The sequence below is a fragment of the uncultured Shimia sp. genome, from assembly GCF_947498095.1.
Taxonomy (GTDB): domain Bacteria; phylum Pseudomonadota; class Alphaproteobacteria; order Rhodobacterales; family Rhodobacteraceae; genus Shimia.
This window is the reverse complement of the sequence record NZ_CANMJE010000001.1, coordinates 383715-399896: the sequence shown is the minus strand read 5'-3', so window position 1 is coordinate 399896 and position 16182 is coordinate 383715. Positions and strand designations below refer to the sequence as shown.

13 protein-coding genes are annotated in these 16182 nt (G+C 56.2%); 3 read left to right on the top strand and 10 right to left on the bottom strand.

Annotation, left to right across the window (positions count from 1 at the left end):
* Window positions 1-24: 24 nt before the first annotated feature.
* Both hslU and hslV read right to left on the bottom strand, forming a co-directional pair.
* Entirely contained in the window at window positions 25-1335 is a 1311-nt protein-coding gene (gene hslU / locus Q0932_RS01975; RefSeq protein ID WP_299349157.1) for an ATP-dependent protease ATPase subunit HslU, read from the bottom strand.
* Entirely contained in the window at window positions 1332-1889 is a 558-nt protein-coding gene (gene hslV / locus Q0932_RS01970) for an ATP-dependent protease subunit HslV (protein ID WP_299349154.1), read from the bottom strand. Before hslV ends, hslU begins: the two co-directional genes overlap by 4 nt.
* A gap of 13 nt (window positions 1890-1902) precedes the next feature.
* On the opposite strand from hslV, the gene Q0932_RS01965 reads away from it, so the two are divergent.
* On the top strand, window positions 1903-2895 hold the full coding sequence (locus Q0932_RS01965) for a hypothetical protein (protein WP_299349151.1): 993 nt from the start codon (window positions 1903-1905) through the stop codon (window positions 2893-2895).
* 55 nt (window positions 2896-2950) lie between these two features.
* On the opposite strand, the gene trxA is transcribed toward Q0932_RS01965, so the two are convergent.
* The 8 genes from trxA to regB all read right to left on the bottom strand — a co-directional run bounded on the left by trxA (window position 2951) and on the right by regB (window position 14839).
* Entirely contained in the window at window positions 2951-3271 is a 321-nt protein-coding gene (gene trxA, locus Q0932_RS01960) for a thioredoxin (protein WP_299349149.1), read from the bottom strand.
* A gap of 48 nt (window positions 3272-3319) precedes the next feature.
* Complete coding sequence (gene addA / locus Q0932_RS01955; RefSeq protein WP_299349147.1) at window positions 3320-6715, bottom strand: double-strand break repair helicase AddA; 3396 nt, start codon at window positions 6713-6715, stop codon at window positions 3320-3322.
* Window positions 6712-9642, bottom strand: coding sequence for a double-strand break repair protein AddB (gene addB / locus Q0932_RS01950; protein ID WP_299349144.1), 2931 nt, complete (start codon window positions 9640-9642; stop codon window positions 6712-6714). The genes addA and addB overlap by 4 nt, the downstream gene beginning before the upstream one ends.
* Window positions 9635-10327 (bottom strand): nucleotidyltransferase family protein, encoded by a 693-nt coding sequence (locus tag Q0932_RS01945; protein WP_299349141.1) that lies wholly within the window; start codon window positions 10325-10327, stop codon window positions 9635-9637. Before Q0932_RS01945 ends, addB begins: the two co-directional genes overlap by 8 nt.
* A complete protein-coding gene (locus Q0932_RS01940; RefSeq protein ID WP_299349139.1) occupies window positions 10303-11319 on the bottom strand; it encodes a phosphotransferase in 1017 nt (338 codons plus the stop codon). The genes Q0932_RS01945 and Q0932_RS01940 overlap by 25 nt, the downstream gene beginning before the upstream one ends.
* On the bottom strand, window positions 11312-11788 hold the full coding sequence (tsaE, locus tag Q0932_RS01935) for a tRNA (adenosine(37)-N6)-threonylcarbamoyltransferase complex ATPase subunit type 1 TsaE (protein ID WP_299349137.1): 477 nt from the start codon (window positions 11786-11788) through the stop codon (window positions 11312-11314). The genes Q0932_RS01940 and tsaE overlap by 8 nt, the downstream gene beginning before the upstream one ends.
* A 45-nt stretch (window positions 11789-11833) precedes the next feature.
* Window positions 11834-13357 carry a PAS-domain containing protein gene (locus tag Q0932_RS01930; protein WP_299349134.1) on the bottom strand — a complete coding sequence of 508 codons (1524 nt, stop codon included), beginning with the start codon at window positions 13355-13357 and terminating at the stop codon, window positions 11834-11836.
* 84 nt (window positions 13358-13441) lie between these two features.
* The gene (regB, locus tag Q0932_RS01925) at window positions 13442-14839 is read right to left on the bottom strand and encodes a sensor histidine kinase RegB (RefSeq protein ID WP_299349131.1); all 1398 of its coding nucleotides are present in this window, start codon (window positions 14837-14839) and stop codon (window positions 13442-13444) included.
* An 88-nt stretch (window positions 14840-14927) separates the two neighbouring features.
* Between regB and Q0932_RS01920 the strand changes: the two genes are divergently transcribed.
* Both Q0932_RS01920 and Q0932_RS01915 read left to right on the top strand, forming a co-directional pair.
* Complete coding sequence (locus tag Q0932_RS01920; protein ID WP_299349127.1) at window positions 14928-15548, top strand: SCO family protein; 621 nt, start codon at window positions 14928-14930, stop codon at window positions 15546-15548.
* Window positions 15549-15622: 74 nt separating this feature from the next.
* Window positions 15623-16177 (top strand): ActR/PrrA/RegA family redox response regulator transcription factor, encoded by a 555-nt coding sequence (locus Q0932_RS01915; RefSeq protein ID WP_299349124.1) that lies wholly within the window; start codon window positions 15623-15625, stop codon window positions 16175-16177.
* Window positions 16178-16182 lie beyond the last annotated feature (5 nt).

Here is a 16182-nt window from a genome sequence, read left to right as displayed (position 1 = left end):
GGGCGCAGCGCTGGGCCAGAAAATTTACAGAACATACCGGCTCAGGTCTGTCGATTTGGTCAATTCACCGAGATTCTTTTCTACAAAACCGGCATCCACAGTAACGGAGAGCCCGGATTGATCCGGAGCGGTAAAGCTCAGCTCTTCAAAAACACGCTCCATGATCGTGTAAAGCCGCCGTGCACCGATATTCTCGATCGATTGGTTTACGTCTGCGGCGATTTTTGCCAGCGAGGCAATCCCGTCATCGGTAAAAGTGACCGTCACTTCTTCGGTATTCATCAGGGCTGTGTATTGGCGTGTCAGCGCATTGTCGGTTTCGGTCAGGATACGCACAAAATCTTCTTCGGTCAGGGCGCGCAGCTCAACACGAATTGGCAAGCGGCCCTGAAGCTCGGGCAACAGGTCTGACGGTTTGGCAATGTGAAAAGCGCCGGACGCGATAAACAAAACATGATCGGTTTTCACTGGACCGTGCTTTGTGCTGACCGTCGTGCCTTCAATCAATGGCAACAAATCACGCTGTACACCCTCGCGGCTTACATCACCACCGCGTGCCTCTTGGCGGGCGCAAACCTTGTCGATCTCGTCCAGAAACACGATGCCATTTTGCTCAACGGCTTCTAATGCGGCGCGGGTGACCGTTTCATCATCCAGCAGCTTATCGGCTTCTTCCGAAATCAGAACTTCGTAGCTTTCGGCCACGGTTAGGCGACGTTTAACGGTTCGCCCCCCCATCGCTTTGCCGAAAAGGTCACCGAGGTTCATCATACCCATCTGCCCGCCCGGCTGACCGGGAATGTCGAACATACCGCCCATCGGGTTCGAGGTGTCAGCGAGGTCCAGCTCGATAATGGTGTCATCCAGCTCGCCGGACTTGAGCTTTTTGCGGAACATGTCACGGGTGGCGTCGCGGGCATCTTCTCCGGCGATGGCCTCAATCACGCGCTCTTCGGCAGCGGCGTGCGCGTTGGCTTTCACCTCGTCTCGCATCAGATCGCGGGTCATTGAGATGGCGCTGTCGACCAGATCACGTACGATTTGCTCAACATCGCGCCCGACATACCCGACTTCGGTGAACTTGGTGGCTTCAACCTTGATAAAGGGCGCCTTTGCCAGTTTGGCCAAACGGCGGCTGATCTCGGTTTTGCCAACGCCTGTCGGCCCGATCATCAGGATGTTCTTGGGATACACCTCTTCTCGCAGATCATCGGACAACTGTTTGCGGCGCCAGCGGTTGCGCAGCGCCACGGCTACGGCCCGTTTGGCATCCTTTTGGCCGATGATGAAGCGATCCAGCTCGGACACAATTTCGCGGGGGGTCAGGTCGGTCATTTTGAGATCTTCTCAACTGTCAGGTTGCCATTGGTGTAGACGCAGATGTCTGCCGCGATCGCCATCGCGTCGCGCGCCACTTGTTCGGCTGATTTATCGCTGTCCATCATCCCGCGCGCCGCCGCGAGGGCGAAATTGCCGCCCGATCCGATCGCCGCCACATTGTGTTCGGGCTCCAGAACATCCCCTGCCCCGGTGATGACAAACATTTCAGCGCCATCTGTGACGATCAGCATCGCCTCGAGCTTTTGCAGGTATTTATCTGTGCGCCAATCCTTGGCCAGCTCCACGCTTGCGCGTGCCAACTGTCCCGGTGTGGCTTCGAGTTTTGCTTCAAGCCGCTCTAACAAGGTAAAGGCATCCGCGGTTGACCCGGCAAACCCGGCCACAACGTCATATCCTCCGGGGCTCAAACGGCGCACTTTGCGCGCTGACCCTTTGATAACGGTTTGTCCCAATGACACTTGCCCGTCACCCGCGATGACCACTTGGTCACCCTTTTTGACACCTATTATGGTTGTTCCGTGCCAGCCGGGGAATTGATCGTCTGCCATGGGAGCCTCCTGATTGCTTGTCGCCTTATATGAGGCTGGATGCGATGCTGCACAAGCCTTTGCCTTGCCGGGGCGAAAAGAACCGCCTAGCGTCACCATCATGAGCGGCAATTCCACGGCAACTTTCTATCTTCCGGACGGGCTCCGCGAGAGCGCCGAGGCCGGCGAGCACAACTTCATTGGCAAAATTGAAGCTGTCGTCAGAGCGGCGGACATGGATGTAACCTTTCGTCCGCCGTCACAGGCCCGCGCCGGGGATAAGGGTTTCAGCCTGTTCCACATGCAAAACCCGCTAAATGATCGCGGCGTGACCATTCGCCGGGCCTATTTTTATCCGTTCTGGCAGATTGAGCGCAGCAACCAACGATGGGACTGGGATGTTGCAAGAGCAAGGTTTCAGGTGCAGCCAGAAGACCGGCAAGACGCTCAGAATTTCTATAAGTTTTGGCAAAAGCGCCTTTTTCAAGAACCGCTTCGGGATGTCGGACGCGATGGCTTTGTCTACGTCCCGCTGCAAGGCAGGCTGCTCGAACAGCGCTCTTTTCAGGAATGTAGCCCGATGCGCATGCTGCAACATGTGTTGGATAGTGATCCGGCCAAACGTGTCATCGCCGCCTTGCACCCCAAAGAGCATTACGGACCAGACGAGATTTCTGCGCTGGAAGCGTTGGAAAGCAAGGTTGACCGGCTGGAGATCAGGCTCGGCGATATGGAGCCCCTTCTCGCCCATTGCGATTACATCGTGACGCAGAACTCAGGCGTTGCTTTTTCAGGGTTCTTTTTTGGCAAACCCAGCGTGCTGTTTGCCAAGATCGACTTTCACCACATCACCGCGAACGTGTCAGACTTGGGGGTCCAGGGCGCATTCGACGCTATTGGCGATCATGATCCAGATTATGCCGGATATGTTTGGTGGTTCCTGCAGCAGATGTCGGTCAACGCGGGCCGCCCCGAGGCCGAGGACAAAATCCGAAACCGTTTGTCGGCGCTGGGCTGGCCGGTTTGAAAACAAAAAGGGGCACCGCTTAGGCGCCCCTTTTGAATTTCGATAGTGGATCAGATCAGATCGCGTCTTCGATCCAGCTTTGCAGGGCGGCCTTGGGCGCGGCACCTGCGCGGTTCGAAACCACCTGACCGTCTTTAAAGATGAACAGAGCCGGAATGCCGCGCACACCCATCGCCGCAGCGGCATTGGGGTTCGAGTCAACGTCGACCTTGGCGATTTTGATTTTGCCTTCCATCTCGGCCGACAGCTCTTCCAGAGCCGGGCCAATCTGTTTGCACGGGCCACACCACTCGGCCCAGAAATCGACGACGACGGGAACGTCGGAGTTTTTGACTTCTGCGTCAAAGGTGGCATCGGTGACAGCAACAGTTGCCATTTGAAAGTCTCCTGAAAGAGGTGTCTGGGTTGTTTGTACCGGGGAAACCTATGAAGCGTCCTCGGGAACGTCAAGGTATCCTGTTTCTGCCAGCGATTTTGTCACAAGATCGTGTGGCAAAGGCATGAGTGTCGCGGTTCGGGTCCACAAAATCGCCGTCTCAATCTCACGCTCTGGATAGATTTGCGACACCGCGTGCGCGTAAGTCCCCATTTGGCGCAAAAGACCATCGGGCGTCTTTGTTGGGCCGTCCGGCACAATGGCGTTTGTCTTGAAGTCAACAATTGTGACCTTTGCGTCCGTCAGAACAAGCCGGTCGATGATCCCATGAACGCGAACCTGCCCCAGATTGGCAGTGACAGGAACTTCGGCCAGGGTACCGGCGTCAAAAAGAACGGCGAGATCCGGCGCGTCCAAGACCCCCTTCGCCTCACTCAAAAGGTCAGCCATCTCAGCCTTTGATGGCGGATCTTCGGTTGATGAAAGTAGGTTGTTGGCAATTTCCGACCATTGTGCCTGTTCATGTTGTGGCAAGTGTTCAAGCAGCAGATGGATCAAGCTTCCTCGGCGCAGCGCAGCCTCTTCGTCCAGTCCCGCATCCCCTGGCAATGCCTTGGCGCCCCCAAGGTTCGACGGGCTGAGTGTCGTCAGACCAGCATCTGGCTCAGGCACATCCGAAGTCACAAAGTCTGGAATGCCTGGCAAGGACTCCTCGGCGATTTCGTCTGTTTTTACGATCTGTCCGGACCAATCGCCGTGCGAAAGTCGCAAGCCCTCACCACCCGCAAACTGGTACGGTTCAGCGCCGACATGTTTCAGCCCGCTCTGAACGGCTTCATACCAGGTGAGGCCATCCTTACCCAAGTCGCCCGCCGCGGCGACGATCAACCATTTCTCGGCGCGGGTCATGGCGACATACATCAGCCTCTGTCGTTCCGCGAGTAAGGTCTCTGCGCGCGCCTGTCTTGCCGCGATCATCGCTTGCGGACTGTTGTCTGAAGGCATGGCCCATAGAACCTGCCCTTGAGTTTCAACCAGCTGCGCATCGTTACGCAGCAACCTGCGCCCTGTATCCGGCAGAATGACAATCGGCGCCTCAAGACCTTTTGAGCCATGTACGGTCATCACGCGGATCTGGTTTCCGGCACTATCCATCTGACGTTTGATCTCAAGATCATCGGCCTCCATCCAAATCAGGAACCCGGTCAGGCTGGGCACGGCGCTGCGCTCATAGGCAAGAGCCTGACTGAGCAAGGCGTTAATCCCGTCTTCAACCTCGTTTCCCAGCCTTGCCAGCATGTTTCGACGCCCGTTGAATTTTGTGAGGATACGTTCGATCAGATCATAAGGGCGCAGGAAATCAGAATGCGCCATCAGATCAAGGATCATGCCCATGGTCGTTGGGAACTCATCCTGTCGCTCACGTAGCGCATGCCACAAAAGCGGCGATTGGCGCCGATGTGCCAGATCAAATAGCGCCTGTTCGGACCAGCCAAACAAGGGTGACCGCAGCACGGTGGCCAGTGACAGGCTGTCTTCGGGTGTCGCCAAAAACGATAGCATCGCCGCAAGATCACGAACAGCAAGCTCCGCACCCACCTTTAGCCGATCTGCGCCCGCAATTGGCAGGTCGCGAGACTTGCAGGCTCTGATGATCTCATGAAACAGATCCGAACGCCGCTGGACAAGAATTAGAAAATCTCCAGCCTGAACCGGGCGCTGCGAGAATACTCCATTTTCACCATTTTCCGCTGGAATAGTCACGTTTTCACGGATCATTTTGGCAATCTCATCCGCCACCTGATTGGCCAATGTGACGGTGTGGTGCGTTTCTCCCAAGCGATCTACAGGCTTAAACCATGCGTCTTTTTCTGGTGCAGCGGCTTGTTCGACGACCGGCCAAAGGTCCACGCGACCCGGCATGTCTTCGTGAAAGGACCGATGCTTCATCTCTTGCAGAAAACCTGCGGCCGCTTGGCCTTCAAAACACGCATCCACCAGCCGTAGGATCGCAGCCGACGAGCGAAACGAGTATTCCAGCTCCAGCGTTTGTAACGGTTTCCCCGTTTCCCGAAGACGCCCCGCAAACTCGTCCTTCATCCGGTCGAATTCAGCAGGGTCAGCACCCTGAAAGCTGTAAATCGACTGTTTTTTGTCTCCGACCACAAATATTGTGCGCTCAACGTCACTTCGCGCGCCACTACCACTGGTGAATTCCTGCGCTAGGCGCTCAATAACCTGCCACTGCACCGGGCTGGTGTCCTGCGCTTCGTCAACAAGGATGTGGTCGATGCCGCCATCTAGACGATAAAGAACCCATTCTGCCACGGCAGGATCATTCAACAGCGCGCGTGCCCGAAGGATCAAGTCGTCAAAATCAAGCCAGCCGTGTTGCTGTTTGCGCTCTTCGTAGCGGGTCAGGAACCTATGACCGAATTCGGACAAAACGGCAGATCGCCGTGCAGCAACCAACGAAAGGCGACTTTCTCTCGCGGCTTCCACGCGCAGCATCAAAGGCTCAATACGTTGCGCAATATCTGGATAGATTTTCTGAACGGTTTTTGACGGAATAGAGCCTAACTTGGCAGAAAACGGGCTTTTTGCCTTGGCGCCTGTCAAAAAGACATTTTCCATAACCGGCAGAGCAGACAGATCCATTGCATGGATGTTTTGCAGTTTGTCGGCCGCCTTGCCGTCATTAACGCCGCCTTCGCGCAGGGCAGCTATGAGATCTGCGATCAACGCAGCCTCATCCCCCAGAAAGACCTGTTGTTTCAGGGAGTCTTCACTCAGTTCCGCGCTTTGATCCAGTAGCTCGAGAAATGATGCGATGCTCTTTGGTGCCGAAAAGGCCTCTCTTTGACGAACAATCTCTTTCGTCACGACCTCAAAGCTTTCTCCGGAAATATGTCCCGCAAGGCGACGAAGCAACTCGGCATCGTCGTCCTCGGCCATGTCCGAGACGGTTTCTTCGCGCAGCAAAGCCGCGGCCCGATCTTCCATTTCCACAAACAAGGGTGAAACACCAGATTCCAGCGGAAATCGCCGTAACAGAGACGAACAAAACGAGTGGATCGTTTGAATCTTGAGCCCCCCAGGGGTCTCGATCGCGCGCGCAAATAGTGTGCGAGCGTCACGTAACACATCCCGATCGAGCGGACCAACGACACCAAGGGTATCAAGTTCCTCGCGCAAGTCGGCATCACTTTTCATTGCCCAAGCGCCGAGCCGCTTAAACAGCCGGTTTTGCATCTCGCTTGCGGCGGCTTTGGTGTACGTCAGGCAGAGGATGTGTTGCGGAAGTACGCCTTCGAGCAGTAGCCGCGCAACGCGATCAGTCAGAACGCGGGTTTTTCCCGACCCGGCATTGGCTGAAAGCCAAGTGCTTTCTGCGGGGTGCGCGGCCTGAACCTGGCGCTCGGTTGCGTCATCGCGAACCATCATGTCAGATCCTCCGGCTTTGCCGGGTCGGTCACATCCCACTCGCCGAACCGGGCCAGCTGATCATAATCACCAACGTCACGATCGCTGTTCATTGCGCGCCGTGACGTGAACCCATTTGCAGTATCGGCGTAATACCCAATCAATTGCAGAAACTCCGCCCAAACCTGGGTGGCGGAGGTCTCTTCAAGCGGCGCTGCAACATCTTTGGGTGCACTGCCAAGGCCAATGTTTATTGCCAAGACAACATCAGCGGGGCCAATCTCCCTGAAGCCGCCCTGCTCGGCCATTGCGGCCTCAAGCAATAGCTGCTTGTCGAAATAGAGTTGCTCGTCTTTGCTGGGAGGGCTGCCGGTTTTGTAGTCGTAAATTACCAGATTGCCGTCAGCAGTGCGGTCGATACGGTCAGCCTTGCCCACAAGCTTGAAATCACGCTCTGGTATCGTCAGGGACGCCTCGCGCTCATAAGCGATTGGTTGGGCAATGGATCGACGCTTGTTCTCGCCGGCAACAAAATGCTCAGCGACACGATCCAACCGCGCACTCCAGAGCGTACGCGCGGTTGCCCAGGGAACGTTTTGGGCAAGAATAGTCTCTGATATCGACATCAGATGGTCCCGATTCAGCAAGTCTTCGTCGGCGTCGACATCACGAACAAATTGCTCGAGCACATCATGCACAACGATGCCACGTAAGAGTGCATCGGGAGTCTTCATAAGGCTATCCAGAGGACGAAGACGTAAGATTTCACGGGCATAAATGGAATATGGGTCCCGGATCAGACGTTTGACCTGTGTGACAGACAAGCGATTGAGCCGCGCATTCTTAGGCGGGCGCGGTGAGGGTCTGGGTGAAGGCTCCTCTGGCGTGACCTGCTCGACCGCCTTAACCAGACTTAGCCAATACTGTCCGCGCGACCGCATAACGGCAAGCACCTGGTCGCCGCCTTGATCCGGCAGTCCAGCAAGCAGATTGGTCAAACGGTTGATCCACCGGGATGGGACGGTTTCGGCCTCGTCCGATCGAACAGAGCGGGTGATCCAGACGTCCCGCGCAGCTATCGCTTGTTGAAAGTCATGCGCGGCAAGGCCAATGCGCCGTTCAGGCAACAACAACCCTGCGTCATGGCGCATTTTACGGTTCAGCCAAGGGTCCGGGCTGGGCGCTTCGGGCCAGCTTCCTTCGTTCAGGCCGCCCAATATGACTAGATCGGCGCCTTGAACGCGCGCTTCGAGCGTTCCCCAGATCAAAATACCGGGATGCCCCTTGTCGCGATCGCGAACTTCACCGCGCGCGAGCACGGCGCCAAACACATCGGCATAGTCGGCCGCGTTCATTGCGCCGGCAAAGGTCGCATTTTCGCGCAAGTCCTGAACGACCTGGATAGCCTTGCGCCCTGCGGCTTCGTCCCACAGTCTTCCCGAACCGTCTTTTTCGCCCGAGGCGATGCTTTCGGCGAGAGATATGTGCGCCTCTAGCCGATCTCCAAAGGCCGATTTTCCGTCAGAGACCTGATCGCAAAAATGGGCAATGACCCACTCAATCCAATCGTGCGGGAGCCGATCCTGGGTTTCGGACAGCGCGCGCAATGCGTCCTCTGTGGGAAAGGTCATGCCCTTGCGGCGGATCAAAAGCTCTAGCTCGCGGGTGTTTAAAAGATGCGTGTTGCGATCTTGGCCGCTGTGACACAATGGATGTTTCAACAGTGTCAAAAGCGCTTCGGCGGTCAGTTTCCGCAGAAACAGGGTCGAAACATGCCGAAGAAATCGACCCGGAGGACTAAGCTGCAAGGGCGTGCCTGCCGAGTCGTCCGGGGTGATGTTCCAACGGTCCAGCGCAGCTGTAACCTGCCGGGTGAGCATCCGATCTGGCGTAATTAGGGCAGCAGTTTGCCCCTCTTCGGCGGCCTGTCGTAACCGCAACGCAATTGCCAAAGCTTCATCCCGCATCGAAGGCGCTTCGACCAATGTCATCTGTGCCGTTGCCTGATCCAGATCGGTCAGCTTTGGGCCTTCGGTCAACCACTGGTCAGTGACGGGCGCCGGACGCATGGTCAGGGACACAAGCGCATTTCGGGGTGGGTTGGGTGGCGGGGTTTCTGCCCAGAGGTGAACATCCTGAGGCCCAATGCCCAGACGATCCATCAGCCGGCGGAACCGGAATTGCGGGTGATCTTCTGCGCTCAGCGCGTCTTTCATCTCGTTCCAAACGGACAGCGGCAGGTCTGTGTCGAAACCGGGCAAAATGATCGCGCCATTCGGCAGTTTTGCGATGGCTTGCATCAACAACATCGTGGTGCCACGAGACCCGGTTGAGCCAGCCAGAATAACCGGATGATCTGGCGGTGAGATGACCCATTTGGCGGCCATTGCCTCGACAATCATGCGCTGCCGCGTGTCGGCATCCGGGCGCTGATCGACGTCTTGTAGAAAGTGCCGGGCAATTGAGAAAAAGGCCTTTGCCCGCTCCCAGTGTCCGGATTGATCCGAAATATCCAAGGCTTCAATCGCCTCTGGTGGCACGCCCTCACCTGCCATTTCATCCATCAACGAGGCGAGGCTGTCAGCAAGATCGAACAATGACGCACGTGACGCGAGATCGGGTTGCCGGTCCAACAATTGCGAAATCAGCTGGGTTAGCTCAAACCGTTTCCGAAGAGGAGAGATCGCGGGTGGAATATCTGCTGCGATCGCGTGAATTCCCAGATCAGACAGCAAGGATATGCGTGGCAAAAGTTGCGCAGGGCCTTGATCAAACAGCCCCCGGATCCGACGTTCCATTCGGCGTGTGTTAACGATCAGCTCGACGCGCGCCATGGCTTCTGGCGGCTGACCCGCAAATCGGTCTCTCAGACCATCAACCAGGGCGCGTGGAAAATCCGCACCAGGTGGAGCAGCATAAACCCGAGGTTTGTCGGATGGGTCAAACATGGCGTCCCTCTAGCATGGTTTCGGCAAGCGCAATTCCTTCGGGCGCGCCGACGTCACACCACTGGCCAGAGTATTCCAGCCCAAAAAGGCGCTTGGCGTTCAGCATGTCGTTCCACAACAGATTGAGCGAAAAGGCATCCTCAGACACTTTCGCCAGACCATCGGTTTTCAGGATCTGGACACCGCCATAGATCAAACCGGGCCCACGCGTCAGATGTCCGTCTGGAGCAATGATGAAATCCCCGCGACCCTTGTGGCCAACAGCGGAATGCTGCGGCACGCAGAGCAACAGCGCATCCATGTCTTCTGGACGCCAGGCGTCGCGCAAGAGTTCAAAAGGATTGGGCCCGCGCCAAACGGCATCGGTGTTAGAGGTGTAGACAGGGCCATGCCCCAGTAAGGGCAAAGCATGTCGCAAGCCGCCACCAGTCTCCAGCACATCCGGAGCTTCGTTCGAAATCAGAACGTCGTCGGCTTTCAGGTGATCGGAAATCTGGTCGCCAAGATAGTGAGTGTTCACCACGATCCGTTTTGGCGACACGGCGCGAGCCAACTCCAAACTGTGATCCAGCAGCGCTTTGTCGGCCACCTTGATCAAGGGCTTGGGCCGATTTTGGGTAAGCTGTCCCATTCGCGTGCCAAAGCCCGCGGCAAACAGCATTATGGCGTCGGGATCTTGGCGCATTGGTCTTTCAGCTTTTTCATCAGGGCGGCGTTGGGTTCGGGGAGATCTTTCAAAACGATTGTGCGCACTTCCGCGAGGGCAGGGTGGTTCAAACCACGTAAGATTAGCGACCAAAGCCGCGGCATGTAGTCGACGTAATGCGGTTTTCCGGAATGCAGACAAAGCCGTGCAAAGATCCCAAGAATGCGTAGGTTTCGTTGCACAGCCTGAGCGGCATAGGCGACCCGGAACCTTTGTTCCTCGAGGCCTGAATGCTCAACGTAGTGAAGGATCATCGCCTCTTCGATTTCAAGCGGCACATCACGTCTGATGTCTTGCAGAAGCGACGCAAGATCATAGCTACGGTGCCCCACAAGCGCGTCTTGAAAATCCAACAAGCCAACGCGGGCAACGCCTTGGCGATCCGGCAGCCACAACAGGTTTTCGGCGTGATAATCACGCAAGATAATGACGTCAGTCTCAGGGCAATTCGCCTCGAGGATGTCTTGAAACGGGGCCACCAACCCAGAGGATTTGCTTGGATCGCCACCGCAGCCACGTAAGTACCAGTCATAGACAGGCGCAGTCATCTCGGCCATGCGCTGCGGGGTGTACGCGACAAGGGTGTCTGGGGCAGGTAGCCGGTGAAGCGATAGCAGCACGTCCGTTGCGGCGCGATATAACGGGAGTTCCTGATCCGGTGCATCCGCCACGACACGAACAAAAATATCGTCCCCCAGATCTTCGAGCAACAACAGGCCGTTATCCGGGTCTTCAAATAGGATTTCTGGGGCGGACAGCCCGGCATTTCTGAGCCAAGTGGCGATCGTTACGAAAGGGCGCACGTCCTCACCGCTGGTGGGTGGCGCATCCATCAACACGGCGCGCTTTTTTCCTTGAGACAGGCGGACATACCGGCGGTTGGATGCGTCTCCGGCCAAAGGCTTGGCCAGCGCTTCAGACCAACCAGCCTGTGACAAAAACTGATCGATAAGGCGCGCGCGATCATCCATCAAAAAGATGCCTCACAACATCTGCCCACCGGGGATCACTGGCTGAAAGGCTCAAATGGCGCACGCCCGCCTCCTCTCCCATCTTAAAGCTGAGTGTGAGGGCTGTTGCCGGGGCAAGCTCAGCCAACCGATCTGGCCATTCAACAAGGCAGAGACTGTCCTCAAAGGCGTCAACCAAACCCAATTCAACAACCTCGTCCGGAGAGGTTAGGCGATAAAGGTCCGCGTGCCAGATTTCGAAAGGCGCCGCGTCGTAGATTTGCACAAGCGTGAAGGTGGGTGAGGGCACATCTTCGGGCTCGCGCAAAAGGCTCTGGATCACACTGCGGGCAAAATGCGTCTTACCGGCCCCGATATCGCCTTCAAGCAGCAGAACATCCCCAGCGCCAAGCAGCGGCCCAAGTTTTTGGGCCAGCGCGCATGTGTCTTCGGGAGAAGTCAGTAAGAGGTCAAGCTGAACGGCAGGCATGGACCCGAGATTACACCGCAGACACACTCCTGCAAGCGGATAGCGTCACCCGGCCATCATTTCCGTGGTCTCAGTCTGTCCAGCCTTGGTGCTCTGGTCTTCGAATAAAACAGATGTGTACCCACCATTCAGCGATACCACCCGCAAAGCCAAAGGCTTGCCTGAGAGCATCCTGAGGTTCGCCTTCCAGCTTTCTCGCGGATTAAGGTCCAGAACATGATGGCGTAGACGCTCCCAAACGTCGGTTTTCTCGCACTGGGCACGCAAATGGGTTAGCGCATCATGGAATGTGTATTCTGTGACGCTCAGTTCGGGCTCTACATCCCACAAACTTCGAAACGTTGAATTGCAAAACCCCAAAGTGCCTGTGGGTGAGAAGACCGCAAGCCCATCGCGGATCGTATCCAGCGAGGCGTGGCCCAGCTCCAGATCAGCCCGGAATCTGCGGGCAAGCGACACCTCGGCACTGATGTCTTCGAACAAAAAGGCCGTCGCGCCATCCGGGTGTGGGCGCCCGACAACGCGGTAGGTCACGCCAGAAGGCAAGGTCCATGTCTCAGTATATCGATCATCCGAAGCCGCAACGACCAGTTCGGCAATCTGTTCCCGCCACGACGCGTAGTTCCGCGGTTCTGGCATCATCCGGTTTTCCCGCATGCGATCAAAAAAGGTCAGCAGATTTGGTCGCGACGAAAGAAAGTCTGCGGGCAAGGCCGTGAGATCAATGAGGGCCGGGTTAAACAGGGCAAGCTGACGTTTTCGATCGAAGATTGCCAGCCCGATAGACAATTGCGCGAAAGTCTTTGTCAGCGTTTGAACAAAATTGCGCTGGGCAACTTCTGCGTTGACGATGGCGTTGGCGTCGGTTGCATAATGTGTAAGCTGATCGTCCCCCTGAACGGTAAAGACATCAAACCAATGGCTCTGGTTCTGTGCAGCACCTGAGACCGCGGTTCGGACTGGCTGGTCGCTTGGCGAGGCCGGGTTTTTGTCAAACACCACGGGAATGGATGGGGCGTCCCAGCTTAATTCCAGCCGCTGAGCCAGCCGGAAGTACGCAGCATTCGCCCAAGTAACCTGCCCTGACGCATCGCTTTGCCAGATCGGATAGGGTGCTTCAGAAACAGTGCGATGCGACTCGGGGCGCTCGGAGATCGCCACCACTGGTCTTTGTGCCGGCAGGTCCACCAATGTGACGCGTGCTTTGTCATCCCAGTGCTCTATCGATACAAATCCGCTATCGCCTTCTGTTCGCGAAGGATAAGTGCGAATATCCCCGTTTTCTGTGTCGCCCTGAACGCTCGGGAAGCCTGGAAACCGCCCAGCCAACAGATGATGAAGGTGCTCCCATTCCGAGGCGTGATCATCCTGGCCCTGTATCATACTTCGCCCTGCGGCATTGGCGTCAATCAGCACCCCGGCGCGATATAACAAGACTGCAGTAGGAGACGGTTCGTCGGCTGTTTGATGGGCCTGTTTCTGCCCTCGCCAATACTCGGCCACCCAAACCAGAACGATCGCCAACCCGAGACTAAGCGGAACCATCAATAGATACTGCGCAACATCCATTCTGGAGGTAACTTTCGTGATTTGATTTTGGCCATTGTTGAACCAGAGGGTTAACAGGTCGTTAATCTTCGCGAGATCAGGTGTTTAGGTCGTGAATCTTGGATTGTCGCCCAAGGCACCGGTTTGTGCGTCCGCAGACAGTGCGATGGTGTCTATTGGCCAGACAACTTCGACAATTGCCCCAGTAGGACGTGCGGGTTGTCCTTCGCGCGGCCTTATGCCGGATCCGTTCGCAAAGCTCAGCTCAGCCCCACTGCGCTCTAACAGGGTTTTGGCAATGAACAATCCCAGCCCCATTCCTTCGTATCCGGGGCGTTGTTTGCGATCACGCTCGCTGCGTCGTTTGCGTACGAATGGATCGCCGATCCGGCCAATCACTTGCGAAGGATAGCCGCGGCCATCATCCATAATTCGCAGTATGATCCGCTCTTCATTCCACGTGGTTTCCACCCATACAGTTGTAGTGGCAAAATCCACGGCGTTTTGGATCAGGTTTCGAAGGCCATGTATCACTTCGGGGCGACGCATAACCATCGGTGGACGATCGTTCGCCTCCTGTGCTGCGGAAACCTCAAGAAAAACCTGTTTCCCACGATCCAGATGTGGTTCGGCAGCCTCTTCGATCACAGTGGTCAAAGGTGCTTTGCGCAGGTGCAGGTCATCCTTGCCCGCACGACCCATCGAATGCAGGATTTCGCGGCAACGGTCTGCCTGCTCGCGGATCAAGGCGGCATCTTCATAGAGTTCCGTCTGGTCTTCCAGCTCATCCATCAATTCGGCACTGGTCAGTTTGATGGTGGCCAGCGGTGTTCCAAGTTCATGCGCAGCGGCCGCAACAACGCCACCCAAATCCGTTAGTTTTTGTTCGCGCGCCAGTGCCATTTGCGTCGCTGCCAAGGCTTCGGACATCGAGGACATCTCGGAGACTACGCGGCGCGAATAAACAGAGGAAAACAAAATCGCGATCACGATGGCGACCCACGACCCATAAAGAAACACATCCGGCATCCGCAGGATAAACCGCTGTTCCGTTCGCAACGGCAGATGGAACTCCAGCATGAGCGTGACCAGCAAAATGGATACGGCCGCCAACGCAGCCGTGGACCGGACAGACAGAACCGAGGCCGAAATCGTGACAGGACCGACCACGAGAATAGAAAACGGGTTGTGTAATCCGCCCGTAAGGAACAACAAAAAGGAAAGCTGCAATAGATCAAACAGGATCATAAAGGCGTTTTCGGTTTCTGAGAGCAGCTTGTTCTCGGGAAACACAAAGATAGCGATCAGATTGCCGATGACCGACACCCCGACGGCGAGATAGCACAACCCATATTCCAACTCTAACTCGAACACGCTCTGGGCGACGATCAAGGCCGTCACCTGCCCAATGATGGCGATCCAGCGCACAAGAATAATCGTGCGCAGGCGAATCCAGTTGCCGCGCCTTTGACCTGAGATCAATTCTGCTGAAAAATCCGACATCTGTGCGGCTTTGTCCCTTGTCCTGCTCGTGACAATTGTTAGGTGTCGGACGAAGAACACGCAACAACAGCCTTGGGTGGAAGTCATCATGATCCGTAATATTGCAATCGTTGCCATCGTCGTCGCCATTGGCGGTCTGGGGGGCATGTGGTTTGTGTCTCGAGGCGGTGAAGCCGATCAGTTTGCACAATGCCGAGCTGGCGCAATCGCTGGCGGAGCTGGTGCCATTGGAGGACCTTTTGAGCTTGTTGACGAAGACGGCAACACGGTCACAGACGCAGATGTGTTCACCGAGCCGTCGATCGTATACTTCGGGTACACTTTCTGCCCGGATGTTTGCCCGATGGATACCGCGCGCAACGCCGAGGCCGTAGATGTTCTTGAGGAACGCGGCCTGTCTATCAAACCTGTCTTTGTCTCGATTGATCCCGCACGAGACACACCTGAAGTTCTCAAAGAGTGGACAGACGTCATGCACCCCCGGATGGTGGGGCTGACCGGAACTCCGGCGCAGGTCAAAGCCGCGAGCCAAGCCTATCGCACCTATTACCGCAAGCAAGACAGCGATGATCCAGAATACTACCTCGTGGACCATTCGACATTTTCCTATTTAGTGATGCCTGAAACCGGGTTCGTCGACTATTTCAAGCGCGATGAATCGCCAGAACAAATGGCTGACCGCATTCAGTGTTTTGTTGAAAACAGTTAATTCCCGAACGTTGTTTGACCCTCCCGCCTGCGCGAGCTAAAACTTGATGAAACTCGCGAAGGGGACAAACAAGCATGGCTGACAATAACCTGCGGGAGATCGGGCCGGACAAATCGCTTCTTTTGGTAGATGATGACGAGCCCTTTCTGCGCCGAATGGCCAAAGCTATGGAAAAACGTGGCTTTGAAGTTGAGACCGCAGGGTCTGTTGCAGCCGGTAAGGCAATCGCAACAGCGCGCCCTCCTGCCTATGCAGTGGTTGACCTGAGACTCGAAGACGGCAACGGCCTGGATGTGGTCGAAGTGCTGCGCGAAAAGCGCGAAGACAGCAAAGTTGTAGTCCTGACCGGGTATGGCGCCATCGCCACAGCGGTTGCCGCGGTCAAAATCGGTGCGACGGATTATCTGTCCAAGCCCGCCGACGCGCAGGATATCATGAACGCCCTGCTTAGCTCGGATGATGAGCTTCCCCCGCCCCCGGAAAACCCGATGAGCGCGGACCGGGTGCGTTGGGAACACATTCAGCGGGTCTATGAGCTGTGTGATCGTAACGTTTCAGAAACCGCACGGCGCCTGAATATGCACCGTCGGACGCTGCAACGGATTCTCGCCAAGCGCTCTCCGCGTTAGGATGT

Bases quoted from the DNA above. Each gene is read 5' to 3' on its own strand.
- hslV (WP_299349154.1), bottom strand. From the start codon at position 1,889: ATGGCAGACGATCAATTCCCCGGCTGGCACGGAACAACCATAATAGGT.
- Q0932_RS01940 (WP_299349139.1), bottom strand. From the start codon at position 11,319: ATGGATGATCGCGCGCGCCTTATCGATCAGTTTTTGTCACAGGCTGGT.
- Q0932_RS01930 (WP_299349134.1), bottom strand. From the start codon at position 13,357: ATGGATGTTGCGCAGTATCTATTGATGGTTCCGCTTAGTCTCGGGTTG.
- trxA (WP_299349149.1), bottom strand. From the start codon at position 3,271: ATGGCAACTGTTGCTGTCACCGATGCCACCTTTGACGCAGAAGTCAAA.
- tsaE (WP_299349137.1), bottom strand. From the start codon at position 11,788: ATGCCTGCCGTTCAGCTTGACCTCTTACTGACTTCTCCCGAAGACACA.
- hslU (WP_299349157.1), bottom strand. From the start codon at position 1,335: ATGACCGACCTGACCCCCCGCGAAATTGTGTCCGAGCTGGATCGCTTC.
- Q0932_RS01915 (WP_299349124.1), top strand. From the start codon at position 15,623: ATGGCTGACAATAACCTGCGGGAGATCGGGCCGGACAAATCGCTTCTT.
- regB (WP_299349131.1), bottom strand. From the start codon at position 14,839: ATGTCGGATTTTTCAGCAGAATTGATCTCAGGTCAAAGGCGCGGCAAC.
- addB (WP_299349144.1), bottom strand. From the start codon at position 9,642: ATGTTTGACCCATCCGACAAACCTCGGGTTTATGCTGCTCCACCTGGT.
- Q0932_RS01945 (WP_299349141.1), bottom strand. From the start codon at position 10,327: ATGCGCCAAGATCCCGACGCCATAATGCTGTTTGCCGCGGGCTTTGGC.
- Q0932_RS01920 (WP_299349127.1), top strand. From the start codon at position 14,928: ATGATCCGTAATATTGCAATCGTTGCCATCGTCGTCGCCATTGGCGGT.
- addA (WP_299349147.1), bottom strand. From the start codon at position 6,715: ATGATGGTTCGCGATGACGCAACCGAGCGCCAGGTTCAGGCCGCGCAC.